Genomic DNA, 17,822 nt, shown 5'->3' with positions numbered 1-17,822 from the left:
AATTCCTAATGGACCCCGCGCCTCAGCAATCTTTTACGCTTGATCAATGTATTGATCAAATTGCACAACGACTAGAGCTTGCGGATTTGCATTATGGCCATGGTGCCATTGATGCCCAAAGCGAGGCTTTGTGGATTGCCAGCAAACAACTTGATCTCAGCCCTACAGATGCACTTGATCACTTAGAGCAAGTGATGAGCGCCGAGCAAATTAGCAAAGCATTTGAGGTTGCTGATACCCGCATTTCTTCACGTAAGCCCCTGGCTTATATCTTGGGCGAAGCATGGTTGATGGGTGTGCCATTTTTCTCCAGCGAGCAAAGTATTGTTCCTCGCTCTTGGATTGCCGAGTTAATCGTAGATGGCTCATTAGAGACTTGGTTGCCTGCAGATGGCAAAGCACTAGATCTTTGTACTGGCAATGGATCCTTAGCGATTTTGCTAGCCTTAGCCTGCCCTGATATTCATGTGAGTGCTTGTGACATTAGCTTGCCTGCGTTAGCAGTAGCCTCTCGCAATCTCGATCGCCATGGCCTTACCTCACAGGTCGAGCTATTTGAGGGTGATCTCTGGAATGCGCTACCAGAGCCCCATGAAGATAATCTCTTTGATCTCATCATTTGTAACCCACCTTACGTCAACGCTAATTCCATGAATACCCTCCCCGCCGAATATCATGCGGAGCCTGTATTAGCCTTGGCTGGTGGCAATGACGGCATGGATCTCATCCGCAAGATTATTGCTGGCGCCCCTGACTACCTCTCTGAGCGCGGCGCTATTCTGATTGAGATTGGCAATGAGTATGAAAACTTTAAAAAAGCGTTTCCGCAGATCCCAGTAATTTGGATGGAAGTATCTGCGGGCGATGAGCAGGTCCTGCTGATTCAGGCAGAAGACTTGCGCTAAGTCAGCGCTTGATTTAACTGAGCTCTGCAGCTGCAGAGATAGCTTGATCAATACGCTCTACTGGTATCACCCTCAATCCTGGAATCTTCGTCTTAGGCATATTGGCCTTTGGAATAATCGCTATAGTAAAGCCGAGTTTGGCCGCCTCCTTGAGGCGCTCCTGACCACGTGGGCATGGACGAATCTCTCCAGCCAAACCAACCTCACCAAATACGATCAGCTCTTTAGGCAAGGCCTTATTACGAATTGAGGATTGAATAGCAAGTAGTACCGCTAAGTCAGCTGCCGGCTCAGAAATCTTGACACCACCCACTGCATTCAAGAAAACATCTTGATCAAAGCAAGCTATACCAGCATGGCGATGGAGCACCGCCAAGAGCATGGCTAAACGCGCCTGCTCCAAGCCCACTGCAAGGCGTCGTGGATTAGGAATATGCGCGGTATCCACCAGTGCCTGAATTTCCACCAAGAGCGGGCGGCTACCTTCTTGTGTAACCAATACGCAAGCGCCTGGCACCATCTCTGCATGCTGAGACAGAAAGATCGCGGATGGATTTGCAACCCCACGCAAACCTTTTTCTGTCATGGCAAACACGCCCAACTCATTGACTGCGCCAAAACGGTTTTTAATCGAGCGCACCAATCTAAATGAAGAGTGGGTATCACCTTCAAAGTACAGAACGGTATCTACGATATGCTCGAGTACACGAGGACCGGCCAAGTGACCATCTTTAGTTACGTGACCCACCATCAAGACGCAGATGCCACTAGATTTAGCAGCTCTCGTGAGTTGCGCGGCACACTCTCGCACTTGCGCAACAGATCCTGGAGCAGAACTCAGCACCTCTGAATACAAGGTCTGAATGGAATCCACTACCAAGACCTGCGGCCTTATCGTATCCATGATGGATAACAGCTTTTCCAACTGAATCTCGGCCAGTACCTCTAGCTGAGGAGCATCCAATGCAATCCGTTTGGCTCGTAAGGCAATTTGCGCAGCAGATTCTTCGCCGCTACTGTAGAGAACGTTCATACCGGCGGCACTCATTTCAGCAAGTGCTTGCAGCAACAAGGTAGATTTACCAATACCAGGATCACCACCCAACAGAACTACGCCACCAGGAACCAAGCCACCACCTAACACTCGGTCAAACTCCTCTACGCCCGTACTAAAACGCGGAAGATCTTCAGCTGAAATAGCGGAGAGCTTTTGACGGGGAAGTGATTGTGCCAAACCTTGAAAACGTGTATTCGAGCTCACCTCAGGCAAGCCCTCTTCTAATGTATTCCATGCCTGGCATGAAGGGCACTGTCCTTGCCATTTGGCAGAGGTTCCACCGCATGACTGACAGATATAGATTGTTTTAATCTTGGCCAAAGTAATACCTAATAAAAGAGTAAATAAGTTAAAAGCGGGTAAAGCAGTAAAAAATCAATTAATCGAGCTGTGTGCCCGCTTTGTTTTCTTGAGCACGCTTAGGTGCATCTTTGCGACGCTGCTCTACATCAGCCGCACGAGCAGCTGCTGCTTTTTGCTTTTCTTCAAATTCTTTTTGATTAGCCGAGCGCTCAGCAGCCTTTTCAGCTGAGGCGCGTTCGGCAATCTTAGCAGCATCGCGCTGATCTTTAATGCTGGCGCGCAACTTGCGCTGCACCTCATGCAAGTCTACTTCTTGCGCCTGAATCGGATCGATCTCTTTACGGTACTCGGCGCGAGACTGACTCAAACACCGATTGACCCAGTATTTTTGATAACACTCGGAATTGGTTTTGCCCCAACGGTATTTAGCCCAGTCACGCTGTAACTCTAACTCTTGCTCAATCTTATCAAATTGCTCTAACTGAGCCTCTTCTGCAGGGGTGGCGAGAACCATACTGCTAAGGGAGCAAACCAGCAGAAACGCCCCCAATGAAAGTAGTGAGCGAAAGGTAATCGGCTTTCTCAAATCTCTACCTTTGCACCAAGTTCAACCAAACGATTAGCGGGGATCTTAAAGAAGTCAGATTGGCGTCCAGCGTTCTGATACATCCAGCAGAACAGACGCTCACGCCATAAAGCCATTCCAGGCGCGTCAGTAGCAACGATAGTGTCGCGAGACAAAAAGAAGGAGGTATCCATCAGGTTAAATTTAAGTCCGGATGATTTCTCAATCAACTCAATGATCGTGCCCATATCTGGCGTCTCATTAAATCCATATACAGCTCTGACTACATAAATATTATTTCCCAAATCTCGCAAAGTAATGCGCTCTTCATCCTTCACATAAGGCACATCCCAAATACTGACCTTGAGGAAAAAAACCCGTTCATGGAGCACGTGATTGTGTTTTAGGTTATGCAGAAAAGAAACGGGCAAGTAGTCAACATGGGCAGTCAAAAAGATGGCCGTACCCTCTACACGATGGGGAGGGTTCTTCATCAAAACATCAACAAATCCTTTGAGCTCAATACCCTCCTCTACGGCACGTAGTCGCAATAATCTACGTCCTTGATACCAAGTCATCAACAAAAGGAAGCAGGCTGCCCCCAACAGCAATGGAAACCAACCGCCCTCCATAATCTTTAATAGGTTGGCAGTTAAGAAGGCTAAATCAACAATCAAAAAAGCGCTGATCACTAAAGTTACCAACAAGGTATTCCAGCGCCATACAATCCGCATGACGATGGCAGCCAAAAATGTCGTAACAATCATCGTAGTGGTAACGGCAATTCCGTAAGCGGCGGCTAAATTCTCAGATTTTTTGAATGCCAAGACCACTGCAATCACTAAAATCAACAAAGTCCAATTCACCAATGGCATATAGATCTGTCCAATTTCTCGATCGGATGTGTGGCGAATTTTCATACGTGGAACAAAACCTAGCAAAATTGCCTGGCTAGTCATGGAAAAGGCGCCCGAGATTACAGCTTGAGAGGCGATTACAGTAGCCAAAGTTGCCAAAATAACTAGGGGCAATACAAAACCTTCTGGCACCATTAAAAAGAATGGATTGGTGATGTTCTCAGGGTGACTCAAGAACATAGCCCCCTGGCCAAAGTAATTCAAAATTAAACAGGGCATCACAATAAAGAACCAGCCCAAGCGAATTGGTTTAGCGCCGAAGTGCCCCATATCCGCATAGAGCGCTTCTGCGCCTGTTAACACCAAGAACACCGCACCCAAAACAATAAAGCCTTGCAATGCATGTTCATTCATAAACTGGATGGCATAGAGCGGATTAACCGCAGCAAAAATAGCTGGGTTACCAACCACCTGATAAGCACCCATTAAACCGATGACCACGAACCAAATTAACATGACTGGGCCAAACAGATTACCCACTACTGCAGTACCTGTTTTCTGAATTACAAATAGTCCCACCAAAATAACAATAGTCGCGGGAATGATGTAGCGCGTGAAATCATGTGATATCACCTCCATACCTTCAACGGCTGACAGGACCGAGATTGCGGGAGTAATGATGGCGTCACCATAAAACATGCAGGCGCCAAAGACTCCGGCCATGATGATGCCGAGGGATCGCTTTGAGCCTGACGGCGCTGTACGTAATGCCAGAGCCATTAAAGCAAGGATGCCGCCTTCGCCGTGGTTATTGGCACGCATCACAAACATCACATACTTAAGAGACACCACAATTGCGAATGCCCAAAAGACCATCGAAATGACGCCATAAACAGCTTCAGGCGAAAAGGGAATGCCATGCTCAGGACTAAAGCACTCTTTAAGGGCATACAAAGGGCTAGTTCCAATGTCACCAAAGACAACGCCAATTGCCGCAAGCATGAGTGAAAATGAAGCGCCCTTTGAATGCCCTCCCTCTTGCCGAGAAATCTCAACCGGCCTCAATAAAGAGGATTGCGAAAACTCTGGGTTACTAACTGACATTAATGGGCCTCATCACAATGTTGCGTGGCAATATGTTACTCCTTATGCAGGCTGACTCAGGGGTGATATTTACCCCTCAAAATCGCTTATTTGAACTCCATTTAGAGGCATAGCTCGACAGGAGCCCTTAAAAAATGGTAGAATTTCAGCTTCAGACGCGGGGTGGAGCAGTCTGGCAGCTCGTCGGGCTCATAACCCGAAGGTCGTAGGTTCAAATCCTGCCCCCGCAACCAGTATTTATAAGGCTTTCAGGTCAATCGACTTGAAAGCCTTTTTGGTTTATTTGGCTCTCGTAGACGTATCGTAGACAAATAATGAAAAAGCAGTAATTAAGGGGGATTCCCTTACATTACCCATCATCACTAGCCAAAAGTGTAAAAAGATGTTTTACAATCTAATCTACTATTTTTGGCGCCCAAAAGCGTCCAAATAATCTCGGCGCCCAAAAGCGTCCCTACCGAAAGGGCTCAGTTAAATGAGCCCTTTCCACTTTCTACGGAATGGAAGTTGCATGCGTACTGTTGCTGTGTTTATGGATGCTGGCTATTTTTGGGCTCAAGTACATAAAATTGTCATTGGAGATAGAACCAACAGAAACAATATATTCATTGACTATCCGATACTTAGAACAACTCTTCTTGAAATAGTTAATGAGAATTTCTCCACCTCAGAGTTGCTAAGGGTCTACTGGTATGACGGCCCAAGCATCTCCGACTCCTCTGCCGAGCATAGAAATATTCAAGAGCTTGATGACTTTAAGTTAAGACTGGGCACAAGAAATAGCATGGGACAGCAAAAGGGTGTGGATGGCCTAATAATTGCCGACATAATCAGTCTCACTCAAACAAAAGCCATTACAGATGCCCTTCTTATAAGCGGGGATGCCGATATAACTCCAGGTGTTGTGGCAGCTCAATCACTAGGGCTAAGGGTTCATCAATTGTCGATTGGCGGCTTAACCTCGACTTCACCCTTTCTGTTGGCAGAGGTTGACCGAGGGTACGTATGGGACGAAAAGAAGATACTTTCATTTGCAAAATCGCAAGCTCGAGCAGCTGAGTCTCCAAAACCAAAGGTCGGCGATGGCAAGCCCAACCCTTTAGGAAAGCCAGCAGCAACCGCAAACTTTCAGCAGATTGCGGCGGAATTCAAAAATGGGGTAGAAATATCAACTGGCATAGTTGTCCAAGAAAAATCACCGCTACCCCCAGAGGTAGACGGAAAGCTTCTTGGCTTTGGTAGAAAAAAAATTGGAAGGAGCTTAGAGGAGCATGAAAAAAGAGGGCTACGAGCTGCGTTTAAGGCCCTTTTCAAACCAAAATAGTAATTTAACCCGCTTCAGCGGGTTTTTATTGCCTACTTTGCCAGCTTCCAATACCTGGTCTTACAGAATGCGCACTTGAAGTACTCCAACTCTTTACCGTTTTCAATTGCCGAATATCGTGGCATTTAATGCAAATGAAGCAATTACAGCATCGAGCATCTCTCTACAACCTAACTAAAGTGATCTTTTAAATAAACACTCATCTCAGATGGGGGTAGCTCTAGAGAAGAATTTCCGCTACGAACAAAAAACTTCTCAGCTGACTGACCATTCTTATCCTTCAGGTTCACAATGACAGGTGTTTTATTGGATAAAACCTCAATCTGGCAGACCTCTTTTTCACCAACCTCATGAAATTGAACTGAAACTTTTGTGGAAACTAACGCCGCGCCAAATTGTTGATTTAATAAATTACGCAGGTGAAGCTCAAACTTGTCGCGGTCACCACCTCCTAATGAGTGATAGTCAGACTCTAGCCCCAATATACTGCCGTCATCAGATACACCTACTAATAAAGTGCCACCGTTAGAGTTAGTAAAAGCTGCAATGGTCTTGGTAATAACCTCTTCTAGCCTTTTGTTGATGGTTCCTTCATTTAAATCCCAACGCAGGGTTGACTTAAATTCAAGCTCATCACTTTCACCTTCAGCAATCAAATCCTCTAGCGTAACCGGAATTACAGAATCTTCAGTCGCAGTAATATTCTCTAGAAAATGATTTAATTGCCTCGCAAGTAATTTACGTCGCTCCTCAAGAAACTCTTCATAGCGTTCGATTTCCCAAAGACTCTCATCTTCTGGAATGCACTGTAAGGCTAATGCCCTAGGAAACCTTTCCTTCACCCCCGCCAGGTAATCAATTGCATTAGTATCGGATTTTGAACGATTAGCAACCTGGGTAAGAATGGCTCGATTAGTTAACTCTTGAGCTAGCGCATATTTAACGCGATTGCCCTCCCCATACCCGGCTGCCTTTAGCTTGGAATAAGGAAAAATATGGTCGCGCTCAAGTTGATATTTTTCGCCCATATTGCGTCTAAGAGTCATTCCGGTGGTTAAACAAACTGCACCCTGACTCTTAAAGTACCAACGCATCATGCTAAATAGCGGATGTCTTATTCCATGACCAACAAACTCCGCAGGCAGTATTTCGAGCCTATTATCTTCTGCGATAGTTTGCAAGAGTCCGTCGAAAGGCTGTGGTGATTCACACACGATTCGAAGATCGCGATCAAGCTTTTGTGGCAATTGACTAACATAACGAGTGCGAACCTGGGAGTAGAAGAACCACTTCACCAATTTTCGGATTTCAACTTCAGATAAAGGAAGTCCTTTTTTATCAAAGCAGTACACAATGATTGGAATCAAGGCGTAAGGGGAATTGATTTCATCGGTATGGTCAATATATGCATTAGTGCGCATTAGATTAACTACATAATCCAACACCTTGGTATCAAGTAGATTCCAGGCTTCACGTAACTTTTCGCCATTGTCAGAATCATGAAGCTTCTTCATATCTGACCCCAGGTGATACAAGCATCCCAAGAGTGCATACACAATAAAATCTAATGAAAAAACATATCCTTCCGAATGGAGTTGATCAAGTTTTGCTTTGAACTTATCTCGCGCTTGCGGCCAATACCCAGAAATTTGCGCCAAGGCTAACTCAGCATCTGTAAGCGCTACACCGCTAGCATTCACTTTATAGAAGATTTCAATGGCCTCTCTTACGCTAGCCTTAATAGGTATAGTTTGTTCAGGAAACTCGCGGGACAAGATGTTTTCAATTGTTCGCGCATTATCATCAATGATGTTTTCACGTTCACGTGATACCCGCTCCCCGCGATCCGCTAGTTGATTAACAATATCTCTTGATCGAATTCTTCTTTGGAAAATATCTGTAATATTTTGCCAAAGTGGATTATTGTCCATCTTCGATTTCATGTGATATGAAAGCTCAAGAGTCTCGAGGTTTACATGCAAACCCCGTGTGTCATTTGTTATTTCAGCAGCCGTGTAGTACGGTGGAAATTTGCCATTAATCAACATATAAAGCGTTGTTACGCGTTGCTGACCATCCAATAGAAGGCGCACAGCCCCCTGTGTTTCACTATATATATGAGGGCCCTTAAGTTCTGGTGGCTTATTGGTCTCCCACGTTAGCATTGTCCCCGTTGGATATTCTTTTATTAATGAATCGATTAGCTGCTTGGCATCCTCGCGCTTCCATACATACTCGCGCTGAAAAGCTGGGACAAAAAGCTGATTCTCGTCAATCTTTTCGAGAATGGTTGAAATCTTCATAGAAAATCCTTGCTCATATTTTTTGTTTTAAATACTTCACAACTGAATTCCAGTCTCGGAATTGATCTTTATTTTAGGAAGACTTTAGAAATAGCCAAAGCTAGCATAATTTTTTACCCCAAGGAGTACTCATTACTGATTCAATATCCTTACGCGAGAGTACTCGTGCACACTCCTCCCATTTATCCTCTGTTTTTACAGTCTTTCCCCATGTTTCCTCAAAAATATTAGTAACCTGGTTTCTCATATGCAAATGAGTGTCCGCAAGCTCTTCAAATTTTTCAAAATCTTCGATCCAGTCATCATCAATACAATCTGGAATTCCGCCAAAAATATCAAATCTATCCTTCATTCTTTCTGAAATTTTTCTATAAACATCTTCATCACGTGTCCCGTGATAAGTGAGATTTAGCATATCCACAGATTTTCTTGCTTGGCCAAATCGCTTAATACGGCCAAGGCGCTGCTCTAGCTTTGAGGGATTCCAGGGCAGATCAATATTAATCAAGGTACCAAGAGTTTGAAGATTCAACCCTTCACAGGCAGCATCAGTTGCAACCACAAGCTCAACATCCCTTGTCTTAACTAATTTTTTAATTACGTCACGTTCTACATGAACAAAATCGCTTCCCTTATACATTCCGCTCTTTCCAGCTCCAGCATAAACAGCGACATTTTTATCGGGAAAGTCTTTAGCCAGCTCAGATGCCACCCACTTGGCAGTATCGTAGTACTGAGAAAATATGATGCACCCTAAATCTGCCCAAGGTTTTCCATCACTTTGGAAATCTTTTAAAAACCACCTAACTGCTTGCAACTTGGGATCATGAGCCTCAGGTCTTGAAAGCTCACTCTTGATAACCTCAAGATAATCAAGCTCTTTTTCAGTCAAGGTTTCTAGAACCTTCTTTTCCTCGTCATAATCGTCTTCATCATCAATGCTACCAATTTGCTTATCTAGCATTCTTTGGACGGTGGATCTTCCAGATTCGAACGAAGAGCATATTCGTTGCAAGAATATTGACCTAAGTAGTTTCGCCCCCTTGGTTCTTTTGCTTAACTCATTAACGAAACCGTTAGCAGCCTCATAAGCGATTTCAAATGGTCTAGTAGTAATTAAACCAATTCCATCAAACTGAACGCCCCTATAGGTGCCAGGTATTGCATTAGGTTGCGGATGTACATTTACAGCTATCTTTTCAAGCAATCCTGCATCTTCTAGCGATTTCCTGCGACGAAGCACTACATGCCTAACAAATGGATTATTCCTTTTAAAGAAATCTGTACCTAAGATTGGGGCTAAATCAAAACTTCTGGTTTGCATTTGTAGCTGACTCGGCAAAGCATCTGTATAAAAAGTTTTTTCACCAACCCCTAAATCCATTCGAATATTCTTAAACAATGATTTTGCCGTCAAATCTAACATTGGCGTTTTATCCGATGGAAGAGGAGCACTTAACAATTGCCATGCATCAGATTCATCTGAGATTTGGCGATTGCCCGTTATTAAGGGGTGAACCTTTTCTACATCTTGCCATTTGGACGCATATTCCCGGCCCATGACAAAGTCTGCACCTTGATTTAAAACACCCATTAAATCCCAAAGCTCACTTACTGAAGTTTGGATTGGGGTTGCAGTACCAAGCAATACGTGCCGCGCATTAGCTGCCGCAATCTTCATAAATGCTAGCAAATTATTAGGTTCTATATCTTTACCTAATCCACCTCTCATACGAGCTTTATGGGCTTCATCAAGAATTAAAGTTCCATACTTTAGCTTTGAAAGAATTTGCACCTCTTCCGATTGATGAATAATGAGTCCAGTAGAAACAATTGCCACCTGAAATGGGCATCTAGCTATATCTTCTGAACCACGCGTAGGGATAGTTCTACCCTCTGGATCAACCCAATACTTTTGGCTTGATACCCATACCCCACTAGGAATTCCTAGTCGATCCCTTAATTCTGTCTGCCATTGCAAAGTGAGAGTTGCAGGACAAAGTATAAGGACCGGCCCATCACCCAATAATGCCGCAACCAAGGCTGATGTAGCCATGGCTAAAGTTTTTCCCAATCCAACCTCATCTGCAATTAAGAGACGCGCCTTACCGTAAGTATCTCTATGCTGCAAAAAAGTTGTTACAAATGAACGCTGCCAGGGTTGTAGTTGCTCCCCGCCTCGGTATATAGGCGCCTCAACCATTACGGCAGCAGGCAAATCCTCGGGCAGGACATTATCAAAAGTTACTTCTTTACGACCGCCAATACGCTTAACCTCAGTAATAATTGCGTCAGGCAGGTCCTCGCCCATAGCCCACAATTTCTCAAACTCCTGCTCCACCCAATCACAACCTTCTTTCGAGCGGTCCTCCCAAAGAATTTCATGATTCTTAGCAAATGCTGATCTACTCTCATTGATTGAACCTAGAAAACTTGTTCTACTGCCATTCGCCTGTTCAATTACCCCAGCCTTTCCATGAAGAAATACAACATCCTTAGGGACGACTTTAATTTTTACTTTTCCGGAAACAAGTAGCTGGTAAAGCTTCTTATACCTATCCCTATGCATAAGGGATTCAACCTCGGGGGAAAGCTCATTCCAACGCTCTTTCAAGGCTGTATCTCGAGCTGCCTTGGACACCTTTAAATCCGCAGGATCTAAATCGGAATTGCATACGATACGCACATCTTCTATTGACTCAATTTCTTCACCAACCAGCTCCAATATGGACGATCTAAAGTAGCCGGCAATTCTTTTATACGATCTTGCATTGCGTAGCTTATCGGCCAAAAAAACATGGTCAAGTCGATCCCTTAGAGATGAAAATCGACTGATGTCAGGCATGATTAAACGCGCTCATTTCTGATCAAATCCCTGAGAATCCTTGCGCTCTGACTTTCAAGCTCACGAATTCCGGAAGTCTTTTTATTAATATAGTCTGCTATAGCAATTAACAAATCACGTTTTCGATAAAAATCAGGTATCAGCTCTTTCAATTGATGCAAAACATCATCAGAACTTATTTTATTTTCTGCCAACAAATGAATTCCATACAAAAGCGATCTAAGTTTTGTAGTACCAAACTCATCCCCAGAGCCCATGCCTCGCTTACCAAAATCTTCAGCCGTCTTTAGTTGCGCCTTATTTGCCTTGCTTTCACCAATTAGCATTGAAAAATCCTCAACCTTAAAAGCCTTAGCAAAGTTTTGATAATTAGAGAGCGTATAAATGCCGCGACTTTCCATGTCTAGCATTTTCAAATAGAATCTTTCAACCCCAGACAATACATCCCAAATTTCTTTATTTAAACCTTGGGGCACCAAATATTGATTTGCAATGTCAACTGCAAACTCAATGAGATCATCAACAAGAGTTACCTGTCCTTTTATCCTGGGCCTCAATGATTCTTTGGCCATGTCAACGCCATCAATAACTGAATATTTAGTTAAGACGCGAAGTGCCGCTGCGTATCCAGCCATTTGAATATCAGCATCTTCAAATAAATTCTCATCTCTATACAAATCTTTTATATTGCTATTCAAGCCAGTCAATAGCTCAACTTGATTTTCCACCTCATCCTTTAACTCATAAGCCAATTCATCCCTAAACGAATCGAGTTGGTCAGCCCTCTTCCGGAGAATTAATAAAATTGTGCCCTTTACATACTGACCATCTCTTAAGGCCGACTCGGTTTCAGTCACGATATACCATGCAGCCGAAACCTTGAGCCCTGATGCCCATACAATGTTAGCCATGTCTGCCCAAATACTAGTGTTCTGATGGGTAAACATCACTACCTGCAAGCCATTATCTGGCATACATTCTGCCATCCGCTTGTAAGCAAAAACCATAGATAGTTTGAAATCATGGTCCTCACCCTTAATAGCTAGTGCCCGGCGACTATCCCATACCCAACTAGAAAATTCTTTTGGCGGATTCTTTCTTAACCAAGAAATAAAAAATTCAAGTATCTCCTCATACTTAACAGCATCACCATAAGGTGGATCAGTAATAAATATATCGGCCGAAGATGAAAATTTGGATACCTCTCCACACTGTATCTCCAAGGTGGAATTATTTTTGTTTAATGGCGAAAACTTATACGATCTCTCGATATAAGGTTTGAGATAAATAAATCCCCTGCACCCATAGTTATATAAGGTATTTAAGGCCTGATTATCAAAAACACCTTTAACTCCAGTGCGCCCACCTGCGGAGTTATCCCACCGAGAAAGCCTTGCATTCAGCTGGACTATGTTGGGAATTTGAATAAAGCTATATAAGCTTTCATTCTTTCTTAACAAAGCGCCCATCAATAATTGTCTTGGGTTAAATAGATGATGCCAATACGTCCACCCACGCTCTCGAATAGGCTGATCTGTATTATGGCCAGGCTCAATCTTCATGTCAGGTACAAAGCCTTTGGCTTGCCAATCAGACAAATTGGACTGCACGTAATCAATAACTATCTGCTCTCTATCCAAGTCCGCCTTAGTTACAGCTCTAAATTCAAAATCCAATAACCTGCCATTTGCCTTGGCCTTAACCCATTGGATGCAATAAAGTCTTTCCTGGTAAATATCAGTTTTTTTGGGGACAATATCCTGTTTTTCCCACAGCCTTAAGTTATTCCTGGCGCCACTATCCTTAGACTTTTGATCCCCTCTAATAGTAGAAATCTTAGTTTTAAATTCCCTTACCCCAACTTTATGAATCAAAGAATCCCCTACTAAAGTTCCGACCTTAGATGACTCAACCTCTTGATCAGTTACTCCAGACAAGATACTAATGTCATATCTTTTATTTTTATGATCCGGAATTAGTTTGGCTATTACGTTGTAATCTTTGCTAACTATTAGGGTCGGTAGTAAAGGAACTCGCCATCCTGACTCTGGGCAAATTACTTCGATACAATACAAAAAAGCCTTTGTCGACCACCCAGATCCATCAACCTCAATCTGAAGCCTGTCAATTTCGCTAAAAACAGCCTCTGAAATTTCTCTCTGTTGTTTGGCAATTTCTAACTGCTTAGCCCCATCTGCACCAACTATATTAAAACTAGCCCATGTAAGTAAACAGGCAATAGGATTTATATCGCTCGCAATTACATCGCAACCCAATTGAGCGGCAGCAAATGGAATTTGCCCCGAACCTGAGAAAGTATCCGAAACCACCGGACGTCTACCAAACCGCATTAAGCCCAGCTGCTCCACCAATACAGGAAAATCTCTAGCATTGGTACCTAAATGTTGGTTGACTCTATCCCAAATATGATCGTGGACTGAGTCCGTTAGCTCTTCAACTCTTTTCGCCTTTGATGCTATATTTTTATATGGAAGCTTAGGGAGCTCTTGATTCACTTTTAGATTTAACCTTAATCGCAAGGACTCGTCGTCCATGCCCATAAGCAATTCAAAAATTTCCAAATCTTTCTTTAAATTTTTAGTTGCTGGCAATAGAGAGGCTAAAACGCATGCTCTACTCAAAACTAAGGGTTTTCTACCCTTCCAGTATGAGCCGAGTCCAGTAAGAGTCTGACCAGACCCACCCATTCTCTCCTTGTAAACATCAATGGAAAGTCTTTGAACAGGGAAGACATACTCAATTAAAGAAGGAGCATCTTTTAAGCTAAAGGGAGTTACTTGATGTGTCATATTTTTCTTATTAATCAAATAAACCGGGAGTACGCGACTCCTCGAAAATACTTGTTTTCCTTGGTCTTTTTAAGGTGGGCTCCCCATCAGAAAGGGCAAGATGCAACGCTTTTCTCCATCCACGCATAGCGTCCTCAGCCTGACCACCTTCGGCCACTGTCATTGCATATAACCACCAGCGCTCTTCAGGGCGTAATGAAGACCACTTCCTACAAATAACTTCAATCTCGTCAGAAGAGTTTGTATGTTCTATTGCCCATAACAGAATACAAAGCTCTTTTCCAAGCATACGATCTAGGAAATTTTCATCAGGCTTCCATGTTGATGGGGAAACCTGTTTGGCCCTTAGTCGAGCATTAAAATCTTTTCTTGATGTATCTGCAGCAAGAGTCCACTTAGATCGCGGAAGTCTTACTCTAAGGTCAAAGTCGGGATTTCCATTAATGCCTGCTAAATAGCCGTAGTCTTCCATAACTAAAACATCACCCGATCTTCCGACCGGAATATTGACTTTAAATATATGCGCTCCGAACGCTTCTGGCGCTCCAAATCCTACAAATTTAATGGCTGACTGCTTATTACTCTTTCTCAACAGCTCATCACTCATCAAGCCTCCTTCCAATCACCATCGGAATAGCTCATTCCAACAGCATTAGCAAGATCAACTAAATCTTGTCCAGACTTAAAGTGCGCTGACTTAAATTGAAATAGCAGGGTTGCCTCTGGTAAAAATTTCTCAAACAAAGTTTTCATAATTTCATTAACTCGCTCAGCCTTAATCAACTGCCCAGTAATTGCAAATTGAGCCGACTCTTGACCCTGTTGAGTCATAATTCTGAATTCTTCAAACTCTATGTCTCGTTCAATAGCTTTATTCAAGCAAATATATACAGTGTCTCTTGTATTAAGCTGCAACATTTTCGAGGCAGGATAAATAATAGGCCTTGAAAGTGGTGGCTCGTTTTTTGGAGCGCCTGGAGCATCTTCTATACCCGATGGAATCTGAAATTGCTGCTTTTCTTCCAGCCCCAAATCTTCGGCGAATACAAGCAACATGGTCGGCCTATCATCGATTTGGAATGGCTCTGCATAAACTTGACCGTTTCTCGGCTCCGACCCATCAAGCGTATATTTTATTAAGTTCGCTCTAGGCAAAACATTAATTCTTACTTTACGTTTAGATCCTTTAATGGGCGAAACATCAAATTGAATTTTGAGTTTGTTTTTCCAAATATATGGCTTACCTTTTTCAGTTCTTCCGGACATATCAATCGCCAAAAAAGCAACGGATAAGGCCTTAGTAATTAAGCGAGAAGGATCATCGAGTTTGGGACTCTCCTCGGAAACCTCCCCATCTTCGCAATAATGAATATGAGTTGTTTCAGGGTTTGCATTTACAACTGAAATGGATAAGGTGGTTTCACCGCTATCATTCATTGCCCCAGTTTGGGTAACCAATACTCCAGATGTTTTAGGTTTAGGTTTTTTACTTATCCAACCGTTTTGCAAATCCTCCCAAAGGCCTTCATTAACTGCTCTTAATTTAATTTTGTCCAAGTCTCCCGGGACAAGAAAATACATGGAGCAATCCGACTGGATCTTGTCTTTGACATCATTCCATGCAACCTCATCTTGATTTCCAAATAATCGTTCAATTCGAGTTCTAATACCGCTAAATTTAGCTGGATCGGTCCAATCCAAATAGAGCTTTATTGGGTTGCGGGTCAAGGTAGCCTCTATCTGCGCCTCACCATCAGTGGTTGAACCAACCTGCTCCAAAGGCATTGCCTCCAACTTAGGGTCAGACCCTTGGCGCTGACGAGGCACTAACAATCTATCAAATAAGGATTTAATCACGCCGCTGAAATGCAATTCATACTTGCCTTTCAGATCCTCAAATTCCTCCCATTGAGGATCGCCACGCTTAACTTTTCCCGCAGCCGCTGCTTGCTCTGCTGCATATACTTGTCTGGCTGCTTCGTAAAGCTTTCCAACTTCAAATGACTTCTCTCCTGACAAAACCAGGAGATTATTCTTTCTTTGCATCACTTCAAATAGCTTTGTAATTTCTTCTGGTGGTAACTTAGAGTCAGGGGTGATGATTGCCAATACTCGTCCGCTCTGAACGTCCGCTTGAATTTCATCAATACGCGGCAAGGCCAGCACCTTTTGATACGCGCGTCTTGTTCTTGGCTCAAAACTACTACGTAATCTATTGGCTACAAGTTCGTGAACTTTTGGCTCTGGCGCCTTTTCGGCTAAGCCAGTAAGCATTTTTGTTAAGTTTTCAAGCTTATCAAAATAGATTCTACCTTCGGCTGATTTATGCAGATACCAACATGAAGTTGTTAAGGATTCAATTGCGACCTGAAAGAAGCTCAGATCAGCATTTGGTGTTGCTAAACACTCTAAAGCCTCCGAATTAGTTAATCCTTTGATTGGGTTGACTGCAGTCGACAGGCTTGAAATCAATACAAGGTTTGCAACCTGTGTCGCAGCGTCATTTCCATTGTTAGCATCAATAGTTTGCGCATGCGCACCACCGTCATCAGAATAAATATCCTTCGCTATTGCATCATCCAATCGAGAGATAGAAGTAACTTTTTCCCTTACATCATCAATTGACAAATCAAAGTGTTGCGGACCTATTAGTAATACATCATTAGTCTTTCTATCCCAAACAGATTTAAGCAATCTTGACGCCAACTCCATTAGCCCACGGGTTTGTTGAAACTCTTTATTTTCCTTAAATAAGGCAAATAAATGCTTCATTTGAGGGTGGAATGGGTAGGTTTGCGAGACCTCCAAAGTAATTTGCTCGGGAGTTTTTTGCGTATCAATTGTTTTCGATTTTTGGGCCTGCTCTACTGACTTTCCAAAGCTTTCAGCAATATGGTTAATCTCAGACTCTGATGGCAGCTTTGCAAAAAGTCGCTTTTTTAAAATTGCATAAGTTTCATCGCCGGATAAATCGACCGGGGTAATGTTCACCTCTACGCGACCCAATTCTTTTCGTGCAGAGTCCAGTGCCCTGTCAATAATCTGCGTACCGTCAGCATGACTTGCCTCAAGGTCTGATACGACTATGCAAATATCTTTCCTGCCAATCGCGGCAGAGAGCATATTTGCAAAAGCCCTTCCTGCAACGTCTGCCACCGTTCCATCGCCAAGTACTTGTGTTCTGTAATACCCAAAGTAGGTTGGCATTTCATCCAGCAGAATTAATGCTGGCCCCTCAAGACTGTCAAATAGCTTATGCCAATCTTCCTCCCCAGGAGCATGAGTACCCTCTTTAAATACCCCCTTTTTTCCTAACTGATCAGCAACTCGACCCCAAAAAAAATCGTTTGGCTGCTCCCGGCCATTAAAAAAGGCAACTTTTGCACTATCAAACTTATATCGACTGTTAGCCTCAGGAAAATATTCCTCCCTCAACGAAGGGTGTCGAGCTAAAAAAGCCATTGTCTTAATTAAATGCGTCTTACCACCACCCATTGCCTGCTTTAATCTAAATACAGGCCTCCCCCCACCGCTTCCAGAGAGCCTTTTAAAACCCTCATTAACTAACTCTTTCATACCTTTTGTTAGGTATGAGTGCTTCAAAAATTTATCCCCAGCCTTTAAATCGAGAGTGTCTTCATCAATTCTCTCTATTCCATCGCTTATGCGTATCTCTAAAGCGCCTTCATTTAACTCACATACATCTTTAATGGTAGGAAGCATTGTTAATTCTCTTGTTTAAATTTTTG

10 protein-coding genes and 1 tRNA gene are annotated in these 17,822 nt (G+C 43.2%); 3 read left to right on the top strand and 8 right to left on the bottom strand.

The features are described from left to right. Positions 1-8: 8 nt before the first annotated feature. Positions 9-905: a 50S ribosomal protein L3 N(5)-glutamine methyltransferase gene (gene prmB / locus ICN42_RS10995; RefSeq protein ID WP_216254698.1), complete on the top strand. Its 897-nt coding sequence runs from the start codon at positions 9-11 to the stop codon at positions 903-905. Between the two features lie 13 nt (positions 906-918). Here prmB and radA read toward each other — a convergent pair whose 3' ends face one another. Genes radA through ICN42_RS10980 form a run of 3 tightly spaced genes read right to left on the bottom strand, consistent with a single transcriptional unit; the run spans position 919 to position 4,689 of the window. After that, positions 919-2,283: a DNA repair protein RadA gene (radA, locus tag ICN42_RS10990; protein WP_216254694.1), complete on the bottom strand. Its 1,365-nt coding sequence runs from the start codon at positions 2,281-2,283 to the stop codon at positions 919-921. 58 nt (positions 2,284-2,341) lie between these two features. Further along, positions 2,342-2,851: a hypothetical protein gene (locus ICN42_RS10985; protein ID WP_216254691.1), complete on the bottom strand. Its 510-nt coding sequence runs from the start codon at positions 2,849-2,851 to the stop codon at positions 2,342-2,344. Next, a complete protein-coding gene (locus ICN42_RS10980) occupies positions 2,848-4,689 on the bottom strand; it encodes a potassium transporter Kup (protein ID WP_255539376.1) in 1,842 nt (613 codons plus the stop codon). Before ICN42_RS10980 ends, ICN42_RS10985 begins: the two co-directional genes overlap by 4 nt. A gap of 258 nt (positions 4,690-4,947) precedes the next feature. On the opposite strand from ICN42_RS10980, the gene ICN42_RS10975 reads away from it, so the two are divergent. Both ICN42_RS10975 and ICN42_RS10970 read left to right on the top strand, forming a co-directional pair. Further along, positions 4,948-5,024, top strand: a tRNA-Met gene (locus tag ICN42_RS10975). Positions 5,025-5,302: 278 nt separating this feature from the next. Next, positions 5,303-6,115 carry an NYN domain-containing protein gene (locus ICN42_RS10970; RefSeq protein ID WP_216254686.1) on the top strand — a complete coding sequence of 271 codons (813 nt, stop codon included), beginning with the start codon at positions 5,303-5,305 and terminating at the stop codon, positions 6,113-6,115. 170 nt (positions 6,116-6,285) lie between these two features. Here ICN42_RS10970 and ICN42_RS10965 read toward each other — a convergent pair whose 3' ends face one another. The 5 genes from ICN42_RS10965 to ICN42_RS10945 form a co-directional block, all read right to left on the bottom strand. Further along, positions 6,286-8,418 (bottom strand): DUF262 domain-containing protein, encoded by a 2,133-nt coding sequence (locus ICN42_RS10965; protein WP_216254683.1) that lies wholly within the window; start codon positions 8,416-8,418, stop codon positions 6,286-6,288. Between the two features lie 100 nt (positions 8,419-8,518). Continuing rightward, a complete protein-coding gene (locus ICN42_RS10960) occupies positions 8,519-11,263 on the bottom strand; it encodes a phospholipase D-like domain-containing anti-phage protein (protein WP_216254681.1) in 2,745 nt (914 codons plus the stop codon). A gap of 2 nt (positions 11,264-11,265) precedes the next feature. Next, positions 11,266-14,073, bottom strand: coding sequence for an anti-phage-associated DUF1156 domain-containing protein (locus tag ICN42_RS10955; protein WP_216254678.1), 2,808 nt, complete (start codon positions 14,071-14,073; stop codon positions 11,266-11,268). Positions 14,074-14,083: 10 nt separating this feature from the next. Further along, positions 14,084-14,680, bottom strand: a complete 597-nt coding sequence (locus tag ICN42_RS10950; protein WP_216254674.1) for an anti-phage-associated DUF3780 domain-containing protein — start codon at positions 14,678-14,680, stop codon at positions 14,084-14,086. Further along, positions 14,680-17,796, bottom strand: coding sequence for an anti-phage-associated DUF499 domain-containing protein (locus ICN42_RS10945; RefSeq protein ID WP_216254672.1), 3,117 nt, complete (start codon positions 17,794-17,796; stop codon positions 14,680-14,682). Before ICN42_RS10945 ends, ICN42_RS10950 begins: the two co-directional genes overlap by 1 nt. Positions 17,797-17,822 lie beyond the last annotated feature (26 nt).

The organism is Polynucleobacter sp. 71A-WALBACH (genome assembly GCF_018882365.1).
Taxonomy (GTDB): Bacteria; Pseudomonadota; Gammaproteobacteria; order Burkholderiales; family Burkholderiaceae; genus Polynucleobacter.
This window is presented reverse-complemented; position numbering and strand designations above follow the sequence as displayed.